Here is a 24,983-nt window from a genome sequence, read left to right as displayed (position 1 = left end):
GGAACCACGACCATCCGAAGATGGACGGGGTATCAACATATCTGGCGTTGACTTTTGGCACGCTGTTGAGTTCTCAAGGAACGGACGCTTCCTTCAGACCCTTTTCACGGGGTCCTCCGGGCGCTTCCCTTCGGTGTTTTCAAACCTTATCAGGCTTTTTCGGTCCTCCTGACCGCCACCCCGCGGACATGCAGAGGTGTAGACCAGTTAGGATCTCGGCTTGATAGGTGCCGCCGACCCCCGACTCAATGTCGCGTTGGGGTCAGGCAGGGGTACGACAGTACCTGGCGCCGGGAGTCGAGGCAAATCGTTTCCGGTGCACCCCTAGGTCCGCCAACTGGTAGGTATCGTGCGGAACTAGGACTTCTCGTGACTTACCCTTCTGAACAGTGCGCCGTCCGGGACAGGCAGTGACGGCGCAGTGACGAATCTCCGCCCCTGGGAGGCTCCATGACCACAGTGACGTCCCCTCTTGCCGGACGTGCCATCGGACTCGCGGCGGTGCCCGACCCGGTGTTCTCCGGTGCGATGGTCGGTCCCGGTACCGCCATTGATCCCGTACGTGAGCCCTCGGAGGCCGTCGCTCCCGTCGACGGCGTTGTTGTCTCCCTTCACCCCCACGCCTTCGTGGTCGTCGACGCCCAGGGACACGGTGTGCTGACGCACCTCGGCATCGACACCGTTCAGCTCAATGGCGAGGGCTTCGAGCTCCTCGTCAACAAGGGCGACACTGTCCAGCGCGGACAGACTGTGGTGCGCTGGGACCCGTCGGCCGTTGAGGCCGCTGGCAAGTCGCCGATTTGCCCGATCGTCGCCCTCGAGGCCACGGCCGACTCCCTCGGCGAGCTCCGCGAGGACGGCGATGTGAAGGCCGGGGACACCCTGTTCACCTGGCAGTGACGCCGGCGCCGCGGTGACGGCGAAGTGGGACATCCATCGCGGCGGCACGGACCGTCGCTCTATCGGAGACGGTGAAATGGAGACAACGCTGCGAGGCGTCGGCGTGAGCCACGGTGTGGCGATCGGCGAAGTGCGGCACATGGGCACGGCGGTGCTGGAACCGCCGGCGAAGCAGATCCCGGCCGAGGACGCGGGGCGCGAACAGGGGCGCGCCCGCAAGGCCGTGGAAGCCGTGGCCGCAGATCTGATCGCCCGGGGCAATCTGGCCGGTGGCGAGGCGCAGGCCGTGCTCGAGGCGCAGGCGATGATGGCGCAGGACCCGGAGCTCATGGCGGATGTCGACCGGCGTATCGCCGTCGGCAGTACTGCGGAGCGTGGCGTGTACGACGCCTTCGCCATGTACCGGGAGATGCTCGCGGGCGCCGGTGAGTACATGGCCGGGCGGGTGGCCGACCTGGACGACGTACGGAACCGGATCGTGGCGCGGCTGCTGGGTGTGCCGATGCCGGGTGTGCCGGACAGCGACGAGCCGTATGTACTGATCGCGCGGGATCTGGCTCCCGCGGACACCGCGCTGCTGGACCCGACGCTGGTGCTGGGGTTTGTCACCGAGGAGGGCGGGCCGACCAGTCACAGCGCGATCCTGGCGCGGGCGCTCGGTGTGCCGGCCGTGGTGGCGCTGCCGGGTGCTGGTGAGCTGGCCGAGGGCACGGTCATCGCCGTCGACGGCAGCACTGGCGAGATCTTCGTCGAGCCGAGCGAGGAGAAGCGGGCGCAGATGGAGCGGGCCGCTGCCGAGCGGAAGGCCGCGCTGGCCGCGTCGACCGGGCCGGGTGCCACCTCGGACGGGCACAAGGTGCCGCTGCTGGCCAATGTCGGCGGGCCCGCCGATGTCCCGGCCGCGGTCGAGGCCGGTGCCGAGGGCGTGGGTCTGTTCCGTACGGAGTTCCTCTTCCTGGACGACAGCAAGCAGGCGCCGTCGGAGGAGAAGCAGGTCGCTGCGTACCGCGCGGTGCTGGAGGCCTTCCCGGAGGGCCGGGTGGTCGTGCGGGTGCTGGACGCGGGCGCGGACAAGCCGCTCGACTTTCTGACGCCGGCCGACGAGCCGAACCCGGCGCTGGGTGTGCGGGGGCTGCGGAGTCTGCTGGATCACCCGGATGTGCTGCGGACCCAGCTGACCGCGCTGTCCAAGGCCGCCGAGGGTCTGCCGGTGTACCTCGAGGTCATGGCGCCGATGGTGGCGGACCGTACGGACGCCAAGGCGTTCGCGGATGCGTGCCGTGAGGCCGGGCTGCAGGCGAAGTTCGGCGCGATGGTGGAGATTCCGTCCGCCGCGCTGCGGGCGCGTTCGATCCTGCAGGAGGTCGAGTTCCTTTCGCTCGGCACCAATGACCTGGCTCAGTACACCTTCGCCGCCGACCGGCAGGTCGGTGCGGTGGCCCGGCTGCAGGATCCCTGGCAGCCCGCACTGCTCGACCTGGTCGCGCTGTCCGCCGAGTCCGCGAAGGCCGAGGGCAAGAGCTGTGGTGTGTGTGGTGAGGCTGCCTCCGATCCGCTGCTTGCCTGTGTGCTCACCGGTCTTGGTGTGACGTCCCTGTCGATGGGTGCGGCGTCGATTCCGTATGTGCGGGCGACGCTGGCGAAGTACACGCTGGCTCAGTGCGAGCGTGCGGCCGCGGCGGCGCGTGCCGCGGACACCGCCGAGGAGGCGCGGGTGGCGGCGCGGGCGGTGCTGTCCGGCGAGTAGCCGAGGTCGCCGACGCGATTGCTGTGGTGAGGGGCTTCCTGCCGGGGACGGCGGGAAGCCCCTTCGCCGTTCAGTGGTGGTCGTGCGGATCGTCGGTGGCGATGTCGAAGCCGGCGCAGTAGTCCACACCGGGCTCTGGTGAGAGTGGTTCGCCGGTGGTGGCGTCCGTGCAGTAGGCGCTGAAGACCTCGCCCGCGGTGAGCGGCAGGAGGCGGCCCTGGTGGAGCCGCCAGCCGTGGAGGCGGTCGGGCGCGTCGGGCGTGCTGGTGCGGAGCACCACTCCCCCGGGGCTTTCGAGGGCGATGGCGGTCGCGAGGACGGTGACGAACTCGGCGCCTTCGGAGGCGTCGAGCTGCGCCGCGCTTCCTGCGGCGCCCTCGGCGTGCAGGACGGCGAGGAGTTGTTCCTCGGCGGCGGGCACGCTGCACACCAGATGGTGGTTGCCCGGTCCGGCCTGTTCGAGCAGGCGCATCAGGATGCGGGAAGCCCGGTCGAAGGCGGCGCGGCCGATGTCCTGGCCGCAGTCGGCGCAGTCGCCGAGGCCGGCCAGGAGCAGCGTCGCGTACTCCCAAGTGGCCTGGCGTACGGCCTTGTCGATGAGGTGTGGCAGCAGGCCCGCCAGCGGCTGGCCGGTGTACGGGACGCTGGCGCCGCGGGCGGCGATCTCCGCGGTGTACCGGCTGCGGCTGGCGGCGGCGTCGGGCTCGATGCCTTCCTCGGTGCAGTACTCCTTGAAGTCCTCCGGGTCGAAGAGGGCGACGGTGGTGTGCAGTTGATGTGAGGCGAGCGTCTTGAGCAGGGCTTCGATCTGCCGGAGGTAGTTCGCGTGGTTGTCGAAGGCGAAGGTGCGGTATCGGCGCATCGCGCCGAAGTCGTGTTCGTCGGCGAGGACTCCCACGGTGCTGGGGACCTCGCGGCGCAGGGTGCGTCGCATGGTGGTGCCGTTCCGGGCGCGGGTGCCGGGCCGCCGCGGCCCGGTCCTGCTGTTCTGCTTGGGCGGTTTGGCCGCCGCCCGGGCCGCCTTGGTCACTTTCCTGCCCTTGGTCCGCTTCGTCTGGCCGGCCCGCTTGTTGGTCGCCATTTCTCCCCCTGAACGCTGTTGACTGTCAGTGACTCACCGTAACGGGAGGCACTGACAATCGCGGGCGACAAGATCCGGACGACAGGCCCTACTTCCGGGTGCGGGCGAGCTCCTCGTAGAAACGCAGCAGTTCGATGTTGTCGACGGAACCGGGGTTGACCGCCTTCGCCAGTGCCGTGCCCTGCAGCAGTCGCTTCACCGGGACTTCGATGCGCTTGCCGGTGAGCGTGTGCGGCACCGCCGGGACCTCGATGATGTCGTCCGGGACATGGCGCGGTGAGAGCTGTTCGCGGATCGTCCGCTTGATGCGGTCGCGCAGGCCGTCGTCGAGTGTCGCGCCTTCGGCGAGGTGGACGAAGAGCGGCATCCAGTAGCCGCCGTCCGGTTCCTCGAGGCCGATGACCAGCGATTCACGGATCTCTGGGAGGCGTTCGACCGCTTCGTAGATGTCGGCCGAGCCCATCCGTACGCCCTGGCGGTTCAGTGTGGAGTCGGAGCGGCCGTGGATGACGACGGAGCCGCGGTCGGTGATGGTGATCCAGTCGCCGTGCCGCCAGACGCCGGGGAACATCTCGAAGTAGCTGTCGCGGTAGCGGCTGCCGTCGGGATCGTTCCAGAACCGGATCGGCATGGACGGCATGGGGTTGGTGACGACCAGTTCGCCGACCTCGCCGATGAGGGGTTTGCCGTGCGGGTCCCAGGACTGGAGGTCGGTGCCGAGGCAGGCGGCCTGCAGTTCGCCGATGTGTACGGGCAGGGTCGGCACCGCGCCCGCGAAGCAGCTGCACACGTCCGTGCCGCCGCTGACGGAGGCGATCCACAGGTCCTCGGCCACCTCGTCGTGGAGCCAGCGGAATCCGTCGGGCGGCAGTGGCGAGCCGGTGGTGGCCACGCACTTGATGCGGGAGAGGTCGTGGTCGCGGCTCGGCTGGACATCGGCCTTGCGGCAGGCCATGACGTACGCCGCCGAGGTGCCGAAGAGGGTGGCCTCGGTGAGTTCGGCGATGCGCCACTGGGCGCCGGTGTCGGGATAGCCGGGGCTGCCGTCGTACAGGACGACCGTCGTGCCGGTGAGGAGGCCGGAGACGAGGAAGTTCCACATCATCCAGCCGGTGGACGTGTACCAGAAGAACCGGTCTTCGGGACCGAGGTCGCAGTGCAGGCCGAGCTGCTTGAGGTGCTCGAGCAGGATGCCGCCCTGCGACTGCACGATGGCCTTGGGCAGGCCCGTGGTGCCGGAGGAGTACAGCACCCAGAGCGGGTGGTCGAAGGGGACCTGTTCGAAGGCGGGCTCGGTGTCCGCGGCGGTGACCGCGGACCAGTCGAGTGCGCCTTCGGGGGCCTCGGTGCCGAGGAGCGGGATGTGGATCACCGCGCGGAGTGTGGGAAGTTCGCTGCGGAGTTCGGCGACGGTGTCGGTGCGGTCGTGCTCCTTGCCGCCGTAGCGGTATCCGTCGACGGTGAACAGGACGACGGGCTCGACCTGCTGGAAGCGGTCGAGGACGCTGCGGGCGCCGAAGTCCGGTGCGCAGGAGGTCCAGACGGCGCCGACGGCCGCGGTGGCGAGGAGTGCGGTGACGGCCTGCGGGATGTTGGGCAGATAGCCGCTGACGCGGTCTCCGGGGCGTACGCCGAGGGCGCGGAGTTCCGCGGCCAGCGCGCCGACCTGACGGCGGAGCTCGGACCAGGTGATCACGGTCGGCTCGTGAGTTTCATCCAGATGGAGGAGAGCAGGATCGTGCGGCCGGTCCTCGGCGGCACGCAGCGCGTGCTCCGCGTAGTTGAGCGTGGCGCCCGGGAACCAGCGGGCGCCGGGCATGGCCGGATCGGCGAGTACCCGCTCGTACGGAGTGGAGAACCGGACGTCGAACCAGTCCGCGACCGCCCGCCAGAAGGTCTCGAGCTCGGCGACGGACCAGCGGTGCAGCGCCGCGTAGCCGCCCTCGGCGGGGGCTCCGTGGTGTTCGGCGGCCCAGGTCTGGAAGTGGGTGATCCGCGCGGCGGCGATACGGCCGGAGTCCGGCTGCCAGAGAGGGGCAGGGTTCGCTGCTGCGGTCATGGGGCGGCTCCCGGAGTGGCTCTACGCGGTGTCTGCGTGTGTGACGCGCACGTGCGGGGTGTGCGCGTGACGCGGGCTTCCACGGACGATGCCATGTGATCGTCTTTCGCACCAGGGCTCTCCACACATGGTCGGGCGAGGGAATATGTGGTCTCACCATGGGTGAACGGGAGTTGAACAAACCCCACAGCTCCCCGGCCGGATGGCAGGCTGAGCTGCATGGACGGTCGTGATCTGGTGCGCTCGGTGCGGAACTTCAGAACGTTGCAGGGACTGCGCGCGGCACGCTCGGCCTGGCGGCAGCGGCGGACCGACGCACGAGGGCTGCCGGCGAGAGGCGCGGAGCGCGCCCGGGTGCCCGGTCAGGTGACCGGCGCCGAGCCGTTGTCCGGCGGCGGCATCCTCCGATTCGCCCGTTCTGAGCTGCGTATCTGTGTCACAACAGGCGGCGCGGTCTTCTGGGGCTGGGACGGCGCGGGACCGGAGCCGTCGTACGGACTGGCGGACGCTCCGCCGGAGCCGGATCCGCGGGCGGAGCTGGAGCCCGACAAGGAGGGCGGCTTTCGTGTGGTGTCGCAGCGCGTGACGGTAGCGGTCTCGCGGAACGGCGCGATCGACATCCGTACGCCCGGCGGTGTCGTACTGCGCCGTGATCTGCCGCCGCGCTGGTGGGAGCCGGTGCAGGGCGGTCCGGCGCGGTGGGTGCAGCGGACCGAAGTGCCCGCGGACGCGCGTTTCTTCGGACTCGGCGGCCGGGCCGCGGGCCCTCGGCTGCGGGACGGCACGTACCGGCTGTGGAACACCGATCCCAAGGGGTCCTTCGTCCCCGGCGACGACCCTCTGTACATCACGATGCCGGTGCAGCTGGTGGTGTCCGACGGCGGCACGCATCTCGCCTTCCTCGACAACTCGTGGGAGGGCCGGGTGACGGTGCGCGAGGGCGAGGAGGGCGCGGGCTCCGGACACGACCGGCCAGGGACCAGCGAGGTCCGGATGGACGGCGGGCCGCTGCGCTGCTGGGTTCTCGTGGGCTCGCCGGCGCGTGTGCTGAGCGGCTGGACGCAGCTGGCGGGCCGGCCCGCTGTGCCGCCGGCCTGGGCGCTGGGTCCGCAGCACGCCCGGTGGGGCTTCGGCAGCGAGCGTGAGGTGCGGCGGATCGTCGCGGGCTACCGGGACCGCGACCTGCCGCTGTCCGCGGTCCATCTCGACATCGACCACTACGACGCGCATCAGGTCTTCACCGTCGACCAGGAGCGCTTTCCCGATCTGCCCGGGATGGCGAAGGACCTGCGCGACGACGGCGTACGGCTGGTCTCCATCGTCGATCCCGCGGTGAAGGCGGAGCGCGGGAACGCGGTGTACGACAGCGGTGCCGCGGCAGGCGCTTTTGTCCTGGACGGCCGGGGCCGTGAGGTGCGCGGCGTGGTCTGGCCGGGCGACTGCGTGTATCCGGACTTCACCGATCCGCGGGTGCGTGACTGGTGGGGCGAGCTGTACGAGGAGCGTCTTGCGCAGGGCTTCTCCGGTGTGTGGCACGACATGAACGAGCCGGTGTCGTTCGCGCCGTTCGGCGACATGACCCTGCCGCGCTCCGCCCGGCACGCGCTGGAGGGGCGCGGCGGCGACCACCGGGAGGCACACAACGTGTACGGCCTCGCGATGGCACGCGCCGGGTACGAGGGGCTGCGGCGGCTGCGCCCGGACGAGCGGCCGTTTCTCTTCTCGCGCTCGGGCTGGGCGGGCATGCAGAGGTACGGGGGCACCTGGTCCGGCGATGTCGCGACGGGCTGGCCGGGGCTGCGCGCCTCGCTCGCGCTGGTGCTGGGTCTCGGGCTGTGCGGCGTGCCGTACTCGGGTCCGGACGTGGGCGGCTTCGACGGCAGCCCGTCGCCCGAGCTGTATCTGCGCTGGTTCCAGCTCGGCGCGCAGCTGCCGTTGTTCCGTACGCATGCGGCGATCGACGCGGGCCGCCGAGAGCCGTGGGAGTTCGGTCCTGTGGTCCTCGCGCATGCGAAGTCCGCGCTGGACGAGCGCGTGCGGCTGCAGCCGTACTTCGTCACGCTCGCCCATCTGGCGCGGCTGACCGGAGCGCCGTACGTGCGGCCGCTGTGGTGGGACTGTCCGGAGGACCGGGTGCTGCGGGACTGCGAGGACGCGTTTCTGCTCGGTGACGCGCTGCTGGTCGCTCCCGTGCTGGAGCGCGGCGCGGACCGGCGGGCGGTGCGGCTGCCGAGGGGCCGGTGGTACGACACGGCCACGGGTCAGGCGTACGACGGTCCGGGCCAGGTGCTGGTGGATGCGCCGCTGTCGCGTATCCCGGTACTGGCGCGCGGCGGTTCGGTGATACCGGTGCGCGGCGAGGACGGCGCCATGGAGCTGGAGGTGTGGGCTCCGGCCGCGGGTCGCCGGGGCGGCGGTCTGGTGGTCCCGGATGTGGGTGACGGCTGGGAGCAGCCGGAGGTGGAGCGGTACACGACCAAGCTGGTGAACGGTCAGGTCCTGGTGAAGCAGATCAAGGGCGACGGGTCGGGACCGCCGAGGTGGCGGGTGCGGGTGCGGGGGTTGGGCGCGACAGCTTGATGCGGGGCTTCGTCCCACGTCTCTCGGGCGCCGGCTCCTCCGGTGCCTCCGCCCGGGCGGCCTGGCCCGAACGTGCCGGTGTTCAGCCGTAGGTCTGAGCGAACCAGTTGCGGACCGCGATCGTGTGCAGCGGGAACGTCAGTTCCGCCGGGGCGCGCAGCAGGTGCCAGCCGGAGGTCTCGTCCGTCGGGGCCGACGGCGGCAGGTCCGCTGCCGGGCGCTGCGGCAGCAGGCCGAAGATGAGCAGATGGCCGTCCGGCGCGCTGAGTGCGTCCGCGAGGCGGACGTCGTCCCGGTCCGCCTCGATGCCGGTCTCCTCCTTGAGTTCGCGGACGACCGCCTGCTGCCAGTCCTCGCCGTGGTCGATATAGCCGCCGGGCAGCGCGATCCCGCCGCGCTTCGGCTCGATCGTGCGGGTGATGACGACGAGTCCGGTGCCGTCGGCGTCGTGTGCGGGCTGCAGCGCGACGGCGACGGGCAGCGGATTGCGGTACGCGATCCGGCCGCACGCCGGGCAGGTGCGCGGCCAGCCGGTGGCGGCGGAGCCGTACGGCGCTCCGCAGTTGCCGCAGTGAGAGTCCATGGGCACGCGCGGACTGTATCCGATCATCTTTCCCGGCGGGCCCGGACCTGATAGACGGTGTGCTCATGACCCGACTTGGTTCCGCACTCCGCGCACTGGTCGCCATCTCCGCCGCCCTGCTGGCCGTCACAGCGGCCCCCGCCCCGGCCGTACACGCCGAGCAGGAGCCCAAAGCTCCCAAGGAGTTCGTGGCGCTGCGCACCGTCGACCCGACGATCATCGAGGAGATGCGCTACACGACCGAGCACAACTTCGTGGGCGAGCCGGTCGACGGCTATCGCCAGCGGCTGTGCATCCTGACCCGGCCCGCGGCCCATGCGCTGCGCCAGGCGCAGCGGAAGCTGCTTCGCCAGGGCTATTCGCTGAAGGTGTACGACTGTTACCGCCCGCAGCGGGCCGTCGACCATTTCGTGCGCTGGGCGAAGGATCTCGAAGACGAGGCCATGAAAGCCGAGTTCTATCCTCTCGTCGAGAAATCACGGCTCTTCCTGGACGGTTACATCGCGGAGAAGTCCGGTCACAGCCGTGGCAGCACGGTCGATCTGACGATCGTGAAGCTGCCGGCGCTGCCGACCAGGCCGTATGTGCCCGGTGAGCCGCTCGCCCCCTGCTTCGCACCCAAGTCCGAGCGTTTCCCGGACAATTCAGTGGACATGGGGACGGGATACGACTGCTTCGACACGCTGTCGCACACCGACGATCCCAGGATTCAGGGCAAGCAGCGCGCCAACCGCCAGTTGCTGACGGGCACGCTGAGCGCGCTCGGTTTTGTGAATCTGCCGGAGGAGTGGTGGCACTTCACCTACAAGCCGGAGCTGTTCCCGGACACCTTCTTCGACTTCCCGGTCGCCTGGCGTTCGCTCGCCAACCACTGAACCGCGGCGGGAGAACCGGTGGCCCTCGGGCCGTATCCGGTTCTCCGCCGAAGGATTACGGTGCGGTCATGGCACAGCAGACGTTTGATTCGTACGAGGAGTTCTGGCCCTACTACGTCGCGATGCACTCCAAGGCGGCCACGCGCTGGGTGCATCTCGCAGGCACGCTGACCGGTGTCGCCGTCAGCGCGTACGGACTGGCGCGCGGGCGGAGGCGGTATGCGGCCGCGCTGCCGCTGATCGGCTACGGGACTGCCTGGCCCGCGCACTTCTTCATCGAGAAGAACAACCCGGCCACCTTCGGGCATCCGGCCTGGTCACTGCGCGGCGATGTGCAGATGATCCGGATGATGCTGTCCGGCCGGGACGCGGAGCTGGCGGAGATCGCCGCCAAGTGGCTCGCGGAGAACGGCTGACCCGTGGCACACTTCTGACGTTCCGTCAGATTCCAGTGCCGGGGAGGGACCTTGACGCGCACGCCCGTGGTGGCCGGATGGTTCACACAGGACAGCGGTGAGGAGGACTTCCGGCTGCTGGGGACGCGCTGTACGGCCTGCTCGTCGGTCTTCTTCCCGCGCGAGGACTCCTTCTGCCGCAATCCGGCCTGCTCGGGCGGTGAGTTGGCGGAGGTGCCGCTCTCCAAGCGGGGCAGGGTGTGGTCGTACACCGACGGCCGCTACCGGCCGCCCGCACCATATGTCTCCGACCCGGACGCCGCCTGGCAGCCGTACACGCTGCTCGCGGTGGAGCTCGAGGCCGAGCGCATGGTGGTGCTCGGGCAGGCCGTGCCGGGTGTGTCCGTGGCGGATCTCGCGGTCGGCATGGAGGTCGAGGTGGTGCCCGGCGTGCTCAACGAGGCGGCCGGGACGGTCTGGACGACCTGGCACTGGCGGCCCGTGGCGGTGACGTCATGACCGGCGATGTCGCGGTCCTCGGGGCCGGAATGCATCCGTGGGGCAAGTGGGGCCACAGTTTTGTGCGGTACGGGACGGCGGCGGCGCGGGCCGCGCTCGCCGACGCCGGTGTCGACTGGCGGCAGGTGCGGTCGGTGGTCGGCGCGGACACCGTGCGCGGCGGCTATCCCGGATATGTGGCCGGAGCGACGTTCGCGCAGGCGCTGGGCTGGCAGGGCGCGCGGGTCACCAGCGTTTACGCCGCGTGCGCCTCGGGTGCGCAGGCCATCAACACGGCCCGTTCGCAGATCCTGGCGGGCATGGCCGATGTGGTTCTGGTGGTCGGCGCGGACGCGGCGCCGAAGGGCTTCTTCGCACCGGCGGGCGGCGACCGGCCGGACGATCCGGACTGGCTGCGGTTCCGGGTGCTCGGCGCGACCAACCCCGCCTACTTCGGGCTCTACGCCCGCCGCCGGATGGCGCTTCACGGGGACACGCCCGAGGACTTCGCGCTGGTCAAGGTGAAGAACGCGGCGGCCGGGGCGCTGAACCCCAACGCCCGCTACCGCAAGCCCGTCTCGGCCGAGGACGTCGCCGCCTCCGCGGTGGTCGCCGATCCGTTGCGGCTGCTGGACATCTGCGCGACGTCCGACGGCGCGGCGGCGCTGGTGCTGTCCAGCATGGAGTTCGCGCGCCGGCACGGGGCAGCCGATCCGGTCCGAATCCGCGCCGTGTCGACCGTCACGCCGACCTATCCGAAGAGCGTGCTCGATCTGCCGGACATCGCGACCGACTCGGCGGCAACGGTGGAGCCGTCACCGGATTCGTTCCGGGCGTCCATCGCCCGGGCCGCGTACGAAGAGGCCGGCATCGGCCCGGAGGATCTCTCGCTCGCGGAGGTGTACGACCTCTCCACCGCGCTGGAGCTGGAGTGGTACGAGGACATCGGGCTGTGCGGGGCCGGTGAGGGCGCCAAGCTGGTGCGCGAAGGGGCCACCTCGCTCGGCGGGCGCATCCCCGTGAACACCAGCGGCGGACTTGCCTCCTTCGGCGAGGCGGTGCCCGCCCAGGCCATCGCCCAGGTGTGCGAGCTGACCTGGCAGCTGCGCGGCACGGCGGGCGAGCGGCAGGTGCCGGGAGCCCGCACCGGGATCACCGCGAACCAGGGGCTGTTCGGCCACGGCTCGGCGGTCGTCGCCGTCCGCTAGGGAGTGTCCGCTAAGTATCGCCGTCCGCCCGGAGGGCGGGGCATGCGGCGTCCGGTGCGTGCGATCGCAAGGCGCCGGTGCGCCCTCGTGGCGGAGCTACTTGGGCGCATCGGCAACGCAGCGAGCGTGCGTGCAGGGCGTCGCAGACCAGGCGAGACTTTGCGGACACGACCTAGGGGCCTGTCTTTTGGATCCGGCCTGATCCAAGAGACAGGCCCTGGGCCGCCTTACGTTTCCCGGGAGCGTGTCAAGGCACCGGCCGTGAACTGCACTTGCTGTCAATGACCTTGACGCCCCAACACGGTCGGTGAAAACTGCCTCTTCGTCGGCATCGCCGCACTTCGGCACGCTCACCACGCTCGTCACGGACGCCGGGCGGGGCTGGGGGTGTCTTTTGGATCAGGCCGGGTCAGTGAGCGGGGTCTGGTGCGTGCAGCTGCAAGGCGGAGGAAGGAGTCGACGCGGAGCGTCGGCGACTGACGACAACGCGGCAGATGTGCGTGCCAGGGAACGCGAGCCCGGCAAGATCCGAAAGACACCTCCAAAGGGGTATCCCCTGCCTCCGGGTCCGTAGCCATGGCCGTGACACGCCATGGAGCACGCACCCTGCACGGAGCACCGGGGCCGGGTCCCCGGGCGAGGGCATTGGAGCCGCCATGAGCAATGGGGACATTTTCGTCGGTGAGGTCATCGGCACAGCGATACTCATCCTGTTCGGCGCCGGCGTCTGCGCCGCCGTCACACTGCACCATTCCAAGGCCAGGGCCGCGGGCTGGGTCGTGATCGCGTTCGGCTGGGGTTTCGGCGTGCTGGCCGGTGCGTACACGTCCGCTCCGCTGTCGGGCGGACACCTCAATCCCGCGGTCACGCTCGGCGTCGCGGTGGACACCGGGGAGTGGAGCAAGGTGCCGCTCTACATCCTGGCGCAGATGGTCGGCGCGATTCTCGGCGCCGTACTGGCCTATCTCACGTACTTCGCGCAGTTCCAGGCCAACGCGGACAAGGACAAGGCGCTGCCCACGCTCGGGATCTTCTCCACCGCACCGGAGATCCGCAGCCCGGTCGCCAACATGATGACCGAGATCATCGCGACGATCGGCCTGGTGCTGCCGATATTGGCCTTCGGCCGGAACGACGGCATCGGAATCGGACAGATTCCCGGCCAGGACGCCGGAATCTATGGCTCCGGTATCTCCATCCTGCTGGTGTCGCTGCTGGTCGTGGGCATCGGCCTGTCGCTCGGCGGGCCCACCGGCTATGCCATCAACCCGGCTCGCGACCTGGGACCGCGCCTTACTCACGCACTGCTGCCCATTCCCAACAAAGGCACGTCAGACTGGGGTTACGCCTGGGTACCGGTGGCCGGTCCGGTGATCGGCGGGCTGCTGGCCGGCCTGATCTTCAACGCAGCCTTCTAGGCCTTCCGGCCTCATCGACAAGGGGACGCCATGACGGACAAGTTCGTCGCCGCGATCGACCAGGGCACCACGTCAAGCCGCTGCATCGTCTTCAACCAGGACGGCGCGATCGTCGCCGTCGACCAGCGGGAGCACCGGCAGATCTTTCCGAAGCCGGGATGGGTGGAACACGACGCCACCGAGATCTGGTCCAAGGTGCAGGCGGTGGTGGCCGGAGCTCTCGCCAAGGCGGGTCTGCGGGCCGAGCAGCTGAGCGCGCTGGGCATCACCAACCAGCGCGAGACGACGGTGTTGTGGGACCGGGCGACCGGCAAGCCGGTGCACAACGCGATCGTGTGGCAGGACACCCGTACGGCCGCGCTCTGCAACGAACTCGGCGGCACGCACGGACAGGACCGGTTCCGGGACGCCACCGGGCTGCCGCTCGCCAGCTACTTCTCCGGGCCCAAGGCCGCCTGGCTGCTGGACAATGTGCCCGGCCTGCGGGGCCGGGCCGAGCGCGGCGAGATCGCCTTCGGCACCATCGACTCCTGGCTGATCTGGAACCTCACCGGCGGCACCGAGGGCGGGGTCCATGTCACGGACGTGACCAACGCGTCGCGGACCATGCTGATGAATCTCCAGACCCTCGAATGGGACCCGGAGATCCTGGACGCGATGAATGTGCCGCGCGCCGTGCTGCCGGAGATCAAGTCGTCGGCGGAGGTGTACGGAACGGCCGTCGGCCAGCTCGCCGGGGTGCCGGTGGCCTCCGCGCTCGGCGACCAGCAGGCCGCCATCTTCGGCCAGGCTTGCTACGACACGGGCACGGCAAAGAACACCTACGGCACCGGCAGCTTCCTGCTGCTCAACACCGGCAACCGGCCCGTGCCGTCGAAGAGCGGGCTGATCACCACCATGGGGTACAAGATCGGCGACGAGGCGCCGGTGTACTGCCTGGAGGGCTCGATCGCGATCACCGGAGCGCTGGTGCAGTGGTTCCGGGACCAACTCGGCATCATCCGCAGCGCCGACGAGATCGAGACGCTCGCGGCAAGCGTGGAAGACAACGGCGGCGCGTACATCGTGCCTGCGTTCTCCGGGCTCTTCGCTCCGTACTGGCGATCCGACGCACGCGGTGTCATCACCGGGCTGACCCGGTATGTCACCAAGGCGCATCTGGCGCGGGCTGTGCTGGAGGCGACGAGCTGGCAGACGCGTGAAGTGGTCGACGCGATGTACCAGGACTCCGGCGTGCCGATCACCACGCTCAAGGTGGACGGCGGCATGACCGCCAACAACCTGCTGATGCAGCATCAGGCGGATGTGCTGGGCGTGCCGGTGATCCGGCCGAAGGTGTCCGAGACGACCTGTCTGGGTGCCGCCTACGCGGCCGGGCTCGCCACCGGTGTCTGGTCGGGCCTCGACGAGCTCAAGGCGCACTGGCAGCGTGATGTGGAGTGGTCGCCGCGGATGGAGGCGCAGATCCGCGAGCGCGAGTACGGCAACTGGCGCAAGGCGGTGGAGCGGAGCTTCGGCTGGGAGGACGACAACTCCCAGGGCTGAGGCGTCCATCGCGCAGAAGCGCACGGCCCGTACCCCAGTCGGTGGGGGTACGGGCCGTGTCTGCGGTTGGTCGGCGGTTCAGGTCGGTCCTGTCCGCCGCCTGAGCGCCGGGCAGGACCTACGTCGTTGCGTGCTCGCGCTGCCGGTCGGCGCGGGTCAGCGCGTGCTCCACCACCGCCACCAGCACCTGCTTGACCGACTCGCGGTCCCGCGCGTCGCACATCATCAGCGGCACCTCGGGGTCGAGGTCGAGCGCGGCCCGTACAGCCTCGCCCGGGAAACGGCCCGCTCCCTCGAAGCAGTTGACGCCCACGGTGAACGGGATGCCGCGGCGCTCGAAGTAGTCGATGGCCGCGAAGGAGTCCTCCAGGCGGCGGGTGTCGGCGAGGACCACCGCGCCCAGCGCGCCCTGCGCCAGCTCGTCCCAGAGGAACCAGAAGCGGTCCTGCCCGGGCGTGCCGAAGAGGTAGAGCACCAGGTCCTCGCGGAGCGTGATGCGCCCGAAGTCCATCGCGACGGTGGTGGTCGTCTTCTGCTCGACGCCCGAGGTGTCGTCGACCGGACGGCCCGCCTCGCTGAGCGTCTCCTCCGTGCGCAGCGGCTTGATCTCGCTGACCGCACCCACCAACGTCGTCTTGCCGACGCCGAATCCGCCCGCCACCAGGATTTTGAGCGTCACTGGCTCGACGGGTGGCGTTCGGCGGCTAGAGCGCCCGAAGACCATTGATCACCTCGCGGAGAATGCTCACGTCCGGCAGTTCGGCCGGCGGAACGGGACGGGTTACATGCACGAGTGCGTCCTCGACGAGATCGCCGACCAGCACCCGGACGACCCCGACGGGGAGGTCCAGGCCGGCGGCGAGTTCGGCGATCGACTGGGGGGTGGCGCCGCAGCGGTCGACGATCTCGACATGCTCCGGTGAGAGCGACTGGTCGCGGTCGTGATCGTCGGCGGAGGGCTCCGGCACGACCAGGGCGATCAGGTCGAGCCGGTGACGGGTCGTACTGCTGGTACGGCCGCGGGTCATCGCGTACGGGCGGACCACCGGGCCCGCTTCCGCATCGAAGAAGTGGTGCGGGTGCTGGGTGTACTGAGCCGATTCACTCATGCCGGCCCTCACCCTCCGGCGGGTTGACCGGTCCGTGGCGCGGTGGCGAGGTGAACTCCGACCCGCTTGACCATGAGAGTCATCTCGTACGCCACCTGACCGACGTCCGACTCCGCGTCGGCGAGCACGGCCAGACAGCTGCCGTCGCCGGCGGCGGTCACGAACAGGAAGGCCTCGTCGAGCTCCACCACGGTCTGCCGGACGTTGCCGGCGTCGAAATGGCGGCCGACACCCTTGGCGAGGCTGTGGAATCCGGAGGCGACCGCGGCGAGATGCTCGCTGTCCTCCCGGGTCAGTTCGCGGGACGTGCCGGTGGCCAGGCCGTCGCCGGAGAGCACCAGGGCTTTGCGGATGCTGGCGACACGGTCCACCAATTCGTCGAGAAGCCAGTTGAGTTCGCCCGCTCCCTGGGCGGCCGGACGGCCGATGGCGTTTGCTGCGGCGTGTGGTGCGGTCATCGACCGTCCCCCTCCGATGTGGTTCCTGGTGTCTCGCCGAGTCCGGTGGTCTGGCCGGCGTCCTCGGTCTCTTCGGCGTTCTGGAGGCGGCCGCGCTGCCAGCCCCTCTGCATGGAAGCCATCCGGCTGCGTACTTGTTCCGCGTCGCGTTCGACATCCTGCCGCACGTCCGCTCCGGAGCCCGCCCCGGGGGCCGCCGCGCTCTCCCTGAGCTGGGGCGCGAGGCTGGCCTGGCGGACGCGGCGAGGCAGTCCGTCGAGCGGGGCCTTCTCGGCCGGGGGCTCGGGTTCACCGGACCGTGGCGCCGGGACCTGAGCGCGAGCCCGGCGTGACGGGAGCTGGCGTGCGGGCGCCTGCTCCGGCGCGGCGGGTGACGGCACGGGCCAGGGACCCGGGGACGCCGGACGCGGCTCCGGGGCGGGCTCCGGTGCCTGGGAGGGCTCGGCCTCGCGGGCGGGCCCGGGTGCCGGAGCGGGGTGCGTACGGCCGCGCTCGTCAACCCGGCGGCCGTGGTCGGTGACCAGCGTCGGTGGTTTGCGGCGCGGCAGTGGCACGGGTCCTTCGATCCGTTCCGGCGTCGCGTCCGACGCCTGCTGGTGCTGCTCCTCCGGTGACGGGCGACGGCGGTTGCGGGGCCTGGCGCGGAAGATGCCGCCGCGCTCGCTCTCGGTGTCCTCGATGTCGGCGATCGGGTCGGACACGCCGAGCGGGGACGAGGGCCGGTCCGGCGAAGGCCGGTCGTCGAAGCCCAACGCACCGACCGGCGCCTCCAGTTCGACCGGTCCGTCGAGCAACGCTGAACCGTTGAGCGGGCTCGGAATCTTGGAGAGCGTCGTCACCTTGCCGTCGCTGCCGCGCCGGCCCGCCGCGCTCTCGCTCTTGCGGTCGAGGCGGAAGCCGGTGCCCTGGGTCTCCGGGGCCTCGGTGAGCAGAGCCGCCGGGATGAACACGACCGCGGTCGTGCCTCCGTACGGAGAGGGCTGCAGCGAGACCCGGACGTTCTGGCGCTGCGCTAGGCGGCTGACGACGAACAGACCGAGGCGGTCGGTGTCGGAGAGCTCGAACTCCGGTGTCTCCGCGAGGCGGAGATTGGAGTCGAGCAGTACTTCCGGGGCCATACCGAGCCCACGGTCGTGGATTTCGAGCGTGAAGCCGTTGGCCACGCGCTCGCCGTGCACCTGGACTCCGGTGTGCGGCGGCGAGAACACCGTCGCGTTCTCCAGGAGTTCGGCGATGAGGTGTGTGAGGTCGGCGACCGCGGGCCCGCCGACGCCGATGCGCGGCAGCCGGCGCACCTCGATGCGCTCGTAGTCCTCGACCTCGGCGACCGCGGCCCGTACGACGTCCATCAGCTGGATCGGCTTGCGCCACTGGCGGGACGGCGCCGCTCCGGAGAGGATCACCAGGCCTTCGGCGTGCCGCCGCATACGAGTGGTGAGGTGGTCCAGCCGGAACAGGTCGGCCAGTTCCTCGGTGTCCTCGGTGCGGCGCTCCATGGTGTCGAGGAGCGTGAGCTGGCGGTGCAGCAGAACCTGGTTGCGGCGGGCGAGGTTGACGAAGACCTCGGAGACTCCACGCCGCATGTCGGCCTGCCGGACGGCGGCCTCGACGGCGGCCCGCTGAAGGGTGTTGAGCGCCTGGCCCGCCTGCCCGATCTCGTCCTTGTCGTACTCCAGGCGCGGTGCTTCGGTCTCGACATCGACCTGCTCGCCGGCGGCGAGGCGGCGCATCACGCTGGGCAGTCGTACGCCGGAGACCTCGTGGGCCTCCTTGCGCAGCCGCGAGAGGTCACGGACGAGGTCGCGGCCGATCCGGACGGACACGATCACCGAGACGAGGAGGGCGAGGAAGCCCAGTACGCCCGCGATGCCGGCCTTGACGAAGACGCTGTACGCGGCGGGGTCGACGCGGTCCTGATAGCGGGTGCCCGCGTCCTCGGCCTCGCGGGCGAGGTCGTCGAGCACCGGAGTGGCGGCTTCCCGCCAGCGCTTGAGCTCGGACGCGCCTGTCGTGGTGACCGGACCGGCGGCTATGAGACGTTCCTCGGCGGCACGCAGGGCCGACGTCTCGGGGCTGCGCCAGTACTGCTCGTAGATCTCGCGTTCCTTGGAAGGCAGGACCTCGAGATTCATCTCGTAGTAGAGCTTGCGGTTCGCCACGAAGTCGGACAGCTGGCGGAGTTCCTCGGCCGTGATCCTGCCGGTGGTGAGCGAGGAGGCGATGAGCGCGTCCTCGCGGGAGAGCATCTCCTGGGCGCGGACGAGGCCGACGAGTGCGCGGCCCTGGCGCTCCATGTCCACGTCGTTGAGGGCGTGCAGGCTGGTCAGGAAGCCGAAACCGGGGTCGATGATCCGGTTGTAGAACTCCAGTGCCTGACTGCGGGAGACGGTGCCCGACTCCACGGAGCGGCGCAGCGCGCCGAGGCCGTCGATGGCCTCGACGAGCGAGGAGAGCTTGTTGGACGCGTCGGTCTGCATGTCGTCGCGGACACCCGACTTCGCCATATTGGCCTTGATCTTGGCGACTGCCGTGTCCGTGGCCTGCCGGCTCGTGCGCAGCGTGGGCAGCGCGTCCGAGGCCCGGCGGTCCGCGAGGAAGACGAGCGTCTGCCGGCGTTCCTTCTGGACGAACTCCAGCGTGTCCGCCACCGGATAGCCGATCTGCTCGACCACCGAGCTGACATCCAGCAGTTGATCGGCCTCCCGACCGGTCAGTACGGTGGCGAAGCCCCAGAGTGCGGTCAGGGAGACAAGCGGCACCAGCAACAACGCCACGATCTTCCGGCGGATGGACTTCCCGCGAAAGCGCATGGCCTCCCCCTGCTCAACCCCGCCCGGTGGGGGGTGGTTTCATCCGTCAACAAACGGCCGTCAACAAGCGGCGCGAGCCTACTACTGTCACACAGACAACTCGAAGGCGCGTCCGGACGATTTTCGGCCTGTCACAGACGCGTTGATCACATGTTGTCCTGGTATTCCGGGAGATGACATTCCCGGCGCCGCCGGAGTGCACCTGGCAGCACGTCATCTTTCGGACCGGCGTAGATGGCTGGAATTCTTCGCTACGGCCGCGCAGTGCGGGAATCTTCCGCGGTGGTTGATCGTCCTTCTGTACGGGTGCTGCGGGGGTTTGGTTCATCTGCACCGTGCATACATCGCATGTGGATTGCTTCCGCATTCGACCGGGGCGGGAATAAGGCAGCAGAATCCGGGCAGCAACCCAGAAGTTGGACATTCGTGGGGTACGTGGGGAGTGACAGGTCCATGGAGACGGAGGAGCGTCCGAAGCTCTGGGTCGAGGAGCCGACGGCGAAGCGGCGCATGGCGGATCCGGTCCGTACGGCAGCGGTTCGCGCGGTGATCATAGTTTCGCTGACGATGATTCAGGCGATGATCGCCTTCCTCTGCACGATCGCCGGGTCCTGGCTGGCGTTTCCGATGGTGCTCAGCAGCGTCGGCAGCACGGTGGTGGCGACCTGGGCGGTGCTGGACGTCTGGGTGACGCGGCAGGTGTGGAACCAGCGCAATGGCGTGGTGTCGGTGCCGAGCAGCACCGCCCGGCAGCTCCGGCGCGAGCGCCGCCGGGCGCGGGGCGCGGCCAGGACCGCCGCCCGCCAGAGCGCGCGCATACGGCGACAGGAGCCGGGCGGCCGGCTGTCGGAGGCGCGTGGGTGAAGGATCCGCCCGGGTCCCGCTCGCTGATCCGGCCTGACCGGCCTGATCCAGACGAAAAAAACTAGTTCGCCAACGGCTGTGTCCGCTTGAACATGCGGGTCGCGGTGATCTCGCCGTGCACCGTCTCGCCCGACGGGTCCGGCTGAGGCAGACCGGGCCGCAGATGCTCCTCCACGCTGATGTACTTCAGGCCCGCGCGCAGATCCGCGTCATTGCGCAACCTGATGACCAGCGGGAATTCCGCCAGTGCCGTGGTGTCGAACAGCCCTGTCGTATACAGCAGTTGTACGCCCAGCGCGTCGGACACCGCCCGCTGGAGTTCCAGCAGATACGTCGCGTTGGCGCGGCCGATCGGATTGTCGAGGAAGAGCGTGCCGGCGTGCCGGTGCCGGTCGCGGCCGCGGTCATTGCTGCGCAGCGCCGCCATCGTGCAGTACAGCGCGATGGCCGCGGTCAGCAGCTGACCGCCGGAGAAGACGTCGCCCATCTGCCCGACCGGTACGCGCTCGGCGCGCAGCACGGCGTCCGGCTTGAGGATCTCCACGGCGACACCCTTCGGCTGCAACGCCGCCTGAACGCCGCGCAGCAGCAGGGACATGCCGTCCCGGCGGCCCTCTCCGTACGCCGCGGAGGAGTTCTTCCGCACGGCCGCGCGGGTCGCCTCGTCGATCACCTCGCCGAGCCGCTCGGCCAGCGTCGACTGGTCGGGCTCCTCGAAGCGGATCCGCAGGAACTCCTGTCCGGACCATTCGCCGAGCCCTTCCGGCAGCCGGGAGAGCCGCTGCGCCGAACGGAGCGTCGTCAGCGCGGAGTCCACCAGACCGCGCAGCCGGTCCACGATGGTGTCCCGGTTGCGCTCCAACTGCTCCAGCTCGTCGGTCAGTACGCGCAGCCGCGGCGCGAAAGCCTCCCCCCACTTCGCCGCATGCTCGGGCAGCGCCGCGGCCGGCAGCTCCCGGATCTGCTGGCGCGCGGGTGTCCGCACCTGCTCGTACCGCGTGGAGTTGGCGTGCCGTACGAGAACGTCGCTCGCTTCCCGTACGGCCGCCTCCGCGGCGGACAGGTCGCCGGCGCAGCCGCGCAGCGAGCGGCGGGCCTCGGCGGCGGACTGCCGGGCCTCCGCGAGGCTGCCCGGGTACGGCTCGGGGGCGTCCGTCGCCTCCTCGTCGTGGTGGTCCCGCAGCAGGTCGCGCAGCAACGCCGCGGTCTCCTCGAAGCCGCTCGCCGCGTCCTCGGCGGCGCGGTGTGCCTGGAGCAGTGCGGCATGCGCGGCGCGCGCCCGGTCCAACGCGTCCGTGCGGGACGCCAGTTCGGCCGTGGCCGTACGCAGCAGGGCCTGGGCCTGTTCAGCGTCGGCGGGGACCATCTCGTCAGGCAGTTCGGTGTGTGCCTCGCCGTCCGCGGGGGCCAGGCGCTCCGCCTCGCCGCGCAGCCGGCCCAGCTTCTCGCTGGCCTCCGAGGCGCGCGACTCCAGCATCTGCACCAGCGACTCGGCGCGTGCCGCGGCCGCCTGGCGGGACGGCCCGTCGGCGCCGTCCGTGCCCTCCAGGAGCTGACCGGCGCGGGTGCGGACCTTGTTGGTGAGCCGGTCGAGCTCGGCGACGGCGGCGCTCTCGTCACTCTCGGCCCTCGCCTGCTCGGCGCGGAGGTCCGCACCGACGCCGACCTTCTCGTAGAGCTGGGACGCCGCGCGGTACGCCTCGCGGAGAGCTGGCAGCGCGGCGCGCGGAGCATCCGGGTCCGCCTCGGGCAGGGTCTCCGGCGCGCCGGCGATCTCGGCCCGCTCGGCGCGCAGCGCACGGGCGGTGCGACGGGCGTCGTCACCTGCGCGCTGGGCGGCCCTGCGGTCCTCGTCGGCGGCCTTCGCACGCTCCAGGCAGGTGGCGGCGCGGGCCTCCGACTCGGCGGCCTCGTCGGCCAGTTCGCGCAGCTTCACCTGCCAGCCGGCCCGCTCCCGCAGCCGGAAGGCCAGGCCCGCGAGTGCGTCGGCGGCGCGGCGCGCCCGCTGTGCCGCGTCCTGGCGCTCGTCACGGACCCGGGCGGCGTCGGCCGCGGCCTCGTCCGCCTCGGCGCGTACGGAACGGGCCTCGGCGAGCTCCGCCCGGGCCTGTTCGGCGGCCTCGCGGGCCGCCTGCGCGCTCTGCGCGAGCTCGGCGAGCATGCCGGGCGGGCAGTCCGCGCGCCACGAGCCGAGCCGCGCGGCGATCGAACGGTCCGCGGCGAGCCGGGCCGCGAGCGCCCGAATCTCCTCGTCCCGCGCGGTGGCGCGGGCGCGCAGCGTCTGGCGTTCCTCGTCCGCGGCGTGCTCGTCGTGCATGGCCGGGTTCGGCGGCACCAGGAAGACGTCGGTGTCGTGGGCGTCCCCGGCGCCCGGGCCTGGCACCGGCGCGAGAAGCGCGGCGGCGGTGCCGACAGCGACGGTGGACCGCGGCAACAGGGCCGCGCCTGCCAGGACTTCGCGTGCCCGGACATGCGAGGCGGGGTCGGTGATGACGACGCCGTCGACGAGCTCGGGCCGTGCGGCCAGCACGGCGGCGTGGTCGGCAGGGTCCACGGCCTGAGCGAGGTAGCGCCAGCCGGGCAGCGCGGGAATGCCGTGCTCCCCGAGGTACTCGACGGTCGCGAGGACATCGGGCCCGGGCGGCAGCAGCCCGCCGTCGCCGAGCGCGCCGAGGATGCGGGCGTCGTCGGCGGCGGCGGTCCGCAGATCGAACAACTGCCGCTCGGCGGAGGCGACGTAGTCGTCGAGCAGCTCGCGCAACTCCTCGGCGTACCGGTCCAGCTCCTCGGGAGCGAGCGGGCCTTGTCCGGCGGCGCGGAGGGGCGTGGCGACGTGGCCATGGCTGTGCCGCGGGTCCCCGTCGCCTCGGAGACCGCCGTCTGAGCCGGCAGCGGCCGAGCCGGGGCCGGCCGCTGCGTCAGCCGCTTCTCGCAGGTCCTCGGCACGGGGTCCGGTCGGGATGGAGCCATCGCGTTGCTGCGGGACCGGGGCGGGGGCAGGAAGTGTGGGCGGGAGGCTCAGAAGTTCCGCCAGGCGGGCGTCCTCCGCGATGGAGGCGGCCGCGCGGTGTTCCGCCTCATACGCGTGCTCGGCGGCCGTCGCCGCGTCCGACGCGCGTGCCGCGGCCAGTTCCGCGCGGGCCTCCGCCGCGGCCGCGTCCCGTGCCTTGTCCGTCGTGGTGCGGGCCGACTCGCGCGCCGTGTCCCATGCCGCGACCGCCGTCTTCTCCGCGTCGCTCGCCGCCAGCGCCGCGCGCGCCGGGTCGGCATCGGGTGCCGTGTCGTCGAGCCAGCCGGCCCGTACCGCCTCGGCCGTCTCCTGTTCGACCTCGGTCAGCCGCTGCCGCAGATGGCCGATCTCGCTGCGGGCACGCTGGGCCTGAGTGGCGGCGGCCGTCGCGTCACGGTGGGCCGCCTCCCCAGCCTCCTGGAGGCCGGCGGAACGCTCCTCCTCCTCATTGGCGAGCCGCTCGCCGTCCTCCGCCGCGGAGTGCAGCGCGCGCACCAGGTCGGCGGCGGCCGTGGCGCGGGCCGCGAGCGCCGGGGCGGCGTCGCGCTCCGCCTCGCGGATCGCCACGGCGACGCGCGCCGAGCGGTCGGCGGCGGCGCGGTGGCGCAGTACGGCCTCCGCCGCCTGCCAGGCGGAGTGGAGCGTCCGCGCGTCGGTGAGCTCACGGCGCTGCGCGGCGGCGCCCTTCTCCGCGACCGTCAGCGCCAACGACGCGTGCCGGTACGCCAGTTCCGCCGCGATCAGTGAGCTGCGGCTGCGCGCCTGCTCGGCCTCGGTGACCGTGTGCGCGGCGGAGGTGACCTGCTGGGCCAGTTCGGCGGTACGGCCCCGTTCCTCGTCGGCTCGCGCGGCGAGCCGACGGGCGAGCGTTCGCGTGCGGCGCTCCGCGCCCGCGTGGATCTCCCGGGCGCGCGTACGGGCCCCGGCCGCCTCCACGATCCGGCCGAGGAGGTCGACCGACCCGGCCGTGAAGTCGCGTTCCGCGGTGAGCTCGGCGCGGCGGCCGAGCTTGTTTCCGAAGCTGCTGACGAGATCGGCGAGTCCGTCGGTGTCGCGGGTGTCGGTGACCGCGCGCAGCAGCAGATCCGTGAAGTCGGAGTCCTTCTTCACCGCGAAGAGCCCGGCGGCCTCGCCCTCGTCGGCGTTCATCTCCCGCTGGTAGCGGAAGAGTTCGGGGTCGAGGCCCACGTCACCGAGGTGTTCGTTCCAGCGGTCGTGGATCTCCTCCCAGACGACGTCGAGATGCGGATACGCCTTGCCGGCCTCGGTGATCGCGTCGCGGAAGCCCTTCATGGTGCGGCGGCGGCCCTTCGCGCCGGACGCGCCGTCGACCGGCGGGCGTACGGCGGTGGACTCGGCGACCGGAAGCGAGTCCAGGCTGAGCCCCGGACCGGGCCGGAAGGAGTACCACGCCTCCGCGAACTTCCGAGGGTCGTTGGAGACCTGACGCCCCCGCCACTCACTCACCTTGCCGACCACGATCAGCTCGCCGGTGAGCGTGTGCTGCCACTCCAGAGCGACATGCCCGCAGTCGTCGGCGAGCAGGAACTTGCGCAGCACACCGGAGCTCGCGCCGCCGAGTGTGTTGCGGTGGCCCGGCAGCATGACGGAGAAGATCAGCTTGAGCAGTACGGACTTGCCGCCGCCGTTCTCCAGGAAGAGCACACCCGCGGGTGCGGGGCGGCGCGGCGGGCCGACCGGCTCCTCCTCGAAGAACTCCGCCTGAGTGGGGGCGGGATGCGGCACGGGCTCGCCGACTCCGCGCAGGTCCAGCACGGTGTCGGCGTAGCGCGCACCGGCCGGCCCAATGGAGTAGAGGCGGACCCGGGACAGCTCGTACATG

At 70.9% G+C, this 24,983-nt stretch carries 18 protein-coding genes; 10 read left to right on the top strand and 8 right to left on the bottom strand.

Annotated elements, in window-relative coordinates:
* Positions 1-450: 450 nt before the first annotated feature.
* Both ACH4YL_RS18315 and ptsP read left to right on the top strand, forming a co-directional pair.
* The gene (locus tag ACH4YL_RS18315) at positions 451-900 is read left to right on the top strand and encodes a PTS glucose transporter subunit IIA (protein ID WP_398508359.1); all 450 of its coding nucleotides are present in this window, start codon (positions 451-453) and stop codon (positions 898-900) included.
* A 76-nt stretch (positions 901-976) separates the two neighbouring features.
* Positions 977-2,647, top strand: coding sequence for a phosphoenolpyruvate--protein phosphotransferase (gene ptsP, locus ACH4YL_RS18310; protein WP_398508358.1), 1,671 nt, complete (start codon positions 977-979; stop codon positions 2,645-2,647).
* A gap of 70 nt (positions 2,648-2,717) precedes the next feature.
* Here ptsP and ACH4YL_RS18305 read toward each other — a convergent pair whose 3' ends face one another.
* Both ACH4YL_RS18305 and ACH4YL_RS18300 read right to left on the bottom strand, forming a co-directional pair.
* Entirely contained in the window at positions 2,718-3,728 is a 1,011-nt protein-coding gene (locus ACH4YL_RS18305) for a hypothetical protein (protein ID WP_398508357.1), read from the bottom strand.
* Positions 3,729-3,816: 88 nt separating this feature from the next.
* Positions 3,817-5,787 (bottom strand): acetoacetate--CoA ligase, encoded by a 1,971-nt coding sequence (locus tag ACH4YL_RS18300; protein ID WP_398508356.1) that lies wholly within the window; start codon positions 5,785-5,787, stop codon positions 3,817-3,819.
* A 219-nt stretch (positions 5,788-6,006) separates the two neighbouring features.
* Between ACH4YL_RS18300 and ACH4YL_RS18295 the strand changes: the two genes are divergently transcribed.
* Positions 6,007-8,367 carry a glycoside hydrolase family 31 protein gene (locus ACH4YL_RS18295; RefSeq protein WP_398508355.1) on the top strand — a complete coding sequence of 787 codons (2,361 nt, stop codon included), beginning with the start codon at positions 6,007-6,009 and terminating at the stop codon, positions 8,365-8,367.
* Between the two features lie 82 nt (positions 8,368-8,449).
* Here ACH4YL_RS18295 and ACH4YL_RS18290 read toward each other — a convergent pair whose 3' ends face one another.
* Entirely contained in the window at positions 8,450-8,977 is a 528-nt protein-coding gene (locus ACH4YL_RS18290; RefSeq protein WP_398508354.1) for an NUDIX domain-containing protein, read from the bottom strand.
* Between the two features lie 38 nt (positions 8,978-9,015).
* Between ACH4YL_RS18290 and ACH4YL_RS18285 the strand changes: the two genes are divergently transcribed.
* The 6 genes from ACH4YL_RS18285 (at position 9,016) to glpK (ending at position 14,889) form a co-directional block, all read left to right on the top strand.
* Positions 9,016-9,825 (top strand): M15 family metallopeptidase, encoded by an 810-nt coding sequence (locus ACH4YL_RS18285; RefSeq protein WP_398508353.1) that lies wholly within the window; start codon positions 9,016-9,018, stop codon positions 9,823-9,825.
* 68 nt (positions 9,826-9,893) lie between these two features.
* Positions 9,894-10,241, top strand: a complete 348-nt coding sequence (locus tag ACH4YL_RS18280) for an Mpo1-like protein (RefSeq protein ID WP_398508352.1) — start codon at positions 9,894-9,896, stop codon at positions 10,239-10,241.
* A gap of 66 nt (positions 10,242-10,307) precedes the next feature.
* Positions 10,308-10,739, top strand: coding sequence for a Zn-ribbon domain-containing OB-fold protein (locus tag ACH4YL_RS18275; protein WP_398508386.1), 432 nt, complete (start codon positions 10,308-10,310; stop codon positions 10,737-10,739).
* On the top strand, positions 10,736-11,926 hold the full coding sequence (locus tag ACH4YL_RS18270; RefSeq protein WP_398508351.1) for a lipid-transfer protein: 1,191 nt from the start codon (positions 10,736-10,738) through the stop codon (positions 11,924-11,926). Before ACH4YL_RS18275 ends, ACH4YL_RS18270 begins: the two co-directional genes overlap by 4 nt.
* A gap of 656 nt (positions 11,927-12,582) precedes the next feature.
* Positions 12,583-13,344, top strand: a complete 762-nt coding sequence (locus tag ACH4YL_RS18265; RefSeq protein ID WP_398508350.1) for an MIP/aquaporin family protein — start codon at positions 12,583-12,585, stop codon at positions 13,342-13,344.
* A gap of 30 nt (positions 13,345-13,374) precedes the next feature.
* The gene (gene glpK, locus ACH4YL_RS18260) at positions 13,375-14,889 is read left to right on the top strand and encodes a glycerol kinase GlpK (protein ID WP_398508349.1); all 1,515 of its coding nucleotides are present in this window, start codon (positions 13,375-13,377) and stop codon (positions 14,887-14,889) included.
* Between the two features lie 118 nt (positions 14,890-15,007).
* Here glpK and ACH4YL_RS18255 read toward each other — a convergent pair whose 3' ends face one another.
* From ACH4YL_RS18255 to ACH4YL_RS18240, 4 genes are read right to left on the bottom strand one after another with little or no spacing between them, the layout of a single operon-like run.
* Entirely contained in the window at positions 15,008-15,613 is a 606-nt protein-coding gene (locus ACH4YL_RS18255; RefSeq protein WP_398508348.1) for a GTP-binding protein, read from the bottom strand.
* The gene (locus ACH4YL_RS18250) at positions 15,594-15,998 is read right to left on the bottom strand and encodes a DUF742 domain-containing protein (protein ID WP_398508347.1); all 405 of its coding nucleotides are present in this window, start codon (positions 15,996-15,998) and stop codon (positions 15,594-15,596) included. Before ACH4YL_RS18250 ends, ACH4YL_RS18255 begins: the two co-directional genes overlap by 20 nt.
* An 8-nt stretch (positions 15,999-16,006) precedes the next feature.
* Complete coding sequence (locus tag ACH4YL_RS18245; protein ID WP_398508346.1) at positions 16,007-16,456, bottom strand: roadblock/LC7 domain-containing protein; 450 nt, start codon at positions 16,454-16,456, stop codon at positions 16,007-16,009.
* Positions 16,453-19,266, bottom strand: coding sequence for a nitrate- and nitrite sensing domain-containing protein (locus tag ACH4YL_RS18240; protein ID WP_398508345.1), 2,814 nt, complete (start codon positions 19,264-19,266; stop codon positions 16,453-16,455). Before ACH4YL_RS18240 ends, ACH4YL_RS18245 begins: the two co-directional genes overlap by 4 nt.
* 453 nt (positions 19,267-19,719) lie before the next feature.
* Here ACH4YL_RS18240 and ACH4YL_RS18235 point away from each other — a divergent pair, with 453 nt between their 5' ends.
* Positions 19,720-20,130 (top strand): hypothetical protein, encoded by a 411-nt coding sequence (locus tag ACH4YL_RS18235; RefSeq protein WP_398508344.1) that lies wholly within the window; start codon positions 19,720-19,722, stop codon positions 20,128-20,130.
* 61 nt (positions 20,131-20,191) lie between these two features.
* Here ACH4YL_RS18235 and ACH4YL_RS18230 read toward each other — a convergent pair whose 3' ends face one another.
* Positions 20,192-24,982, bottom strand: coding sequence for a hypothetical protein (locus ACH4YL_RS18230; protein ID WP_398508343.1), 4,791 nt, complete (start codon positions 24,980-24,982; stop codon positions 20,192-20,194).
* Position 24,983 lies beyond the last annotated feature (1 nt).

This window comes from Streptomyces sp. NPDC020681 (assembly GCF_044334895.1).
GTDB lineage: Bacteria > Actinomycetota > Actinomycetes > Streptomycetales > Streptomycetaceae > Streptomyces.
This window is presented reverse-complemented; position numbering and strand designations above follow the sequence as displayed.

Excerpts from the sequence above, each read along its gene's own strand:
- ACH4YL_RS18315 (WP_398508359.1), top strand. The coding sequence starts at position 451 with ATGACCACAGTGACGTCCCCTCTTGCCGGACGTGCCATCGGACTCGCG.
- ptsP (WP_398508358.1), top strand. The coding sequence starts at position 977 with ATGGAGACAACGCTGCGAGGCGTCGGCGTGAGCCACGGTGTGGCGATC.
- ACH4YL_RS18305 (WP_398508357.1), bottom strand. The coding sequence starts at position 3,728 with ATGGCGACCAACAAGCGGGCCGGCCAGACGAAGCGGACCAAGGGCAGG.
- ACH4YL_RS18300 (WP_398508356.1), bottom strand. The coding sequence starts at position 5,787 with ATGACCGCAGCAGCGAACCCTGCCCCTCTCTGGCAGCCGGACTCCGGC.
- ACH4YL_RS18295 (WP_398508355.1), top strand. The coding sequence starts at position 6,007 with ATGGACGGTCGTGATCTGGTGCGCTCGGTGCGGAACTTCAGAACGTTG.
- ACH4YL_RS18290 (WP_398508354.1), bottom strand. The coding sequence starts at position 8,977 with ATGATCGGATACAGTCCGCGCGTGCCCATGGACTCTCACTGCGGCAAC.
- ACH4YL_RS18285 (WP_398508353.1), top strand. The coding sequence starts at position 9,016 with ATGACCCGACTTGGTTCCGCACTCCGCGCACTGGTCGCCATCTCCGCC.
- ACH4YL_RS18280 (WP_398508352.1), top strand. The coding sequence starts at position 9,894 with ATGGCACAGCAGACGTTTGATTCGTACGAGGAGTTCTGGCCCTACTAC.
- ACH4YL_RS18270 (WP_398508351.1), top strand. The coding sequence starts at position 10,736 with ATGACCGGCGATGTCGCGGTCCTCGGGGCCGGAATGCATCCGTGGGGC.
- ACH4YL_RS18265 (WP_398508350.1), top strand. The coding sequence starts at position 12,583 with ATGAGCAATGGGGACATTTTCGTCGGTGAGGTCATCGGCACAGCGATA.
- glpK (WP_398508349.1), top strand. The coding sequence starts at position 13,375 with ATGACGGACAAGTTCGTCGCCGCGATCGACCAGGGCACCACGTCAAGC.
- ACH4YL_RS18255 (WP_398508348.1), bottom strand. The coding sequence starts at position 15,613 with ATGGTCTTCGGGCGCTCTAGCCGCCGAACGCCACCCGTCGAGCCAGTG.
- ACH4YL_RS18250 (WP_398508347.1), bottom strand. The coding sequence starts at position 15,998 with ATGAGTGAATCGGCTCAGTACACCCAGCACCCGCACCACTTCTTCGAT.
- ACH4YL_RS18245 (WP_398508346.1), bottom strand. The coding sequence starts at position 16,456 with ATGACCGCACCACACGCCGCAGCAAACGCCATCGGCCGTCCGGCCGCC.
- ACH4YL_RS18240 (WP_398508345.1), bottom strand. The coding sequence starts at position 19,266 with ATGCGCTTTCGCGGGAAGTCCATCCGCCGGAAGATCGTGGCGTTGTTG.
- ACH4YL_RS18235 (WP_398508344.1), top strand. The coding sequence starts at position 19,720 with ATGGAGACGGAGGAGCGTCCGAAGCTCTGGGTCGAGGAGCCGACGGCG.
- ACH4YL_RS18230 (WP_398508343.1), bottom strand. The coding sequence starts at position 24,982 with ATGTACGAGCTGTCCCGGGTCCGCCTCTACTCCATTGGGCCGGCCGGT.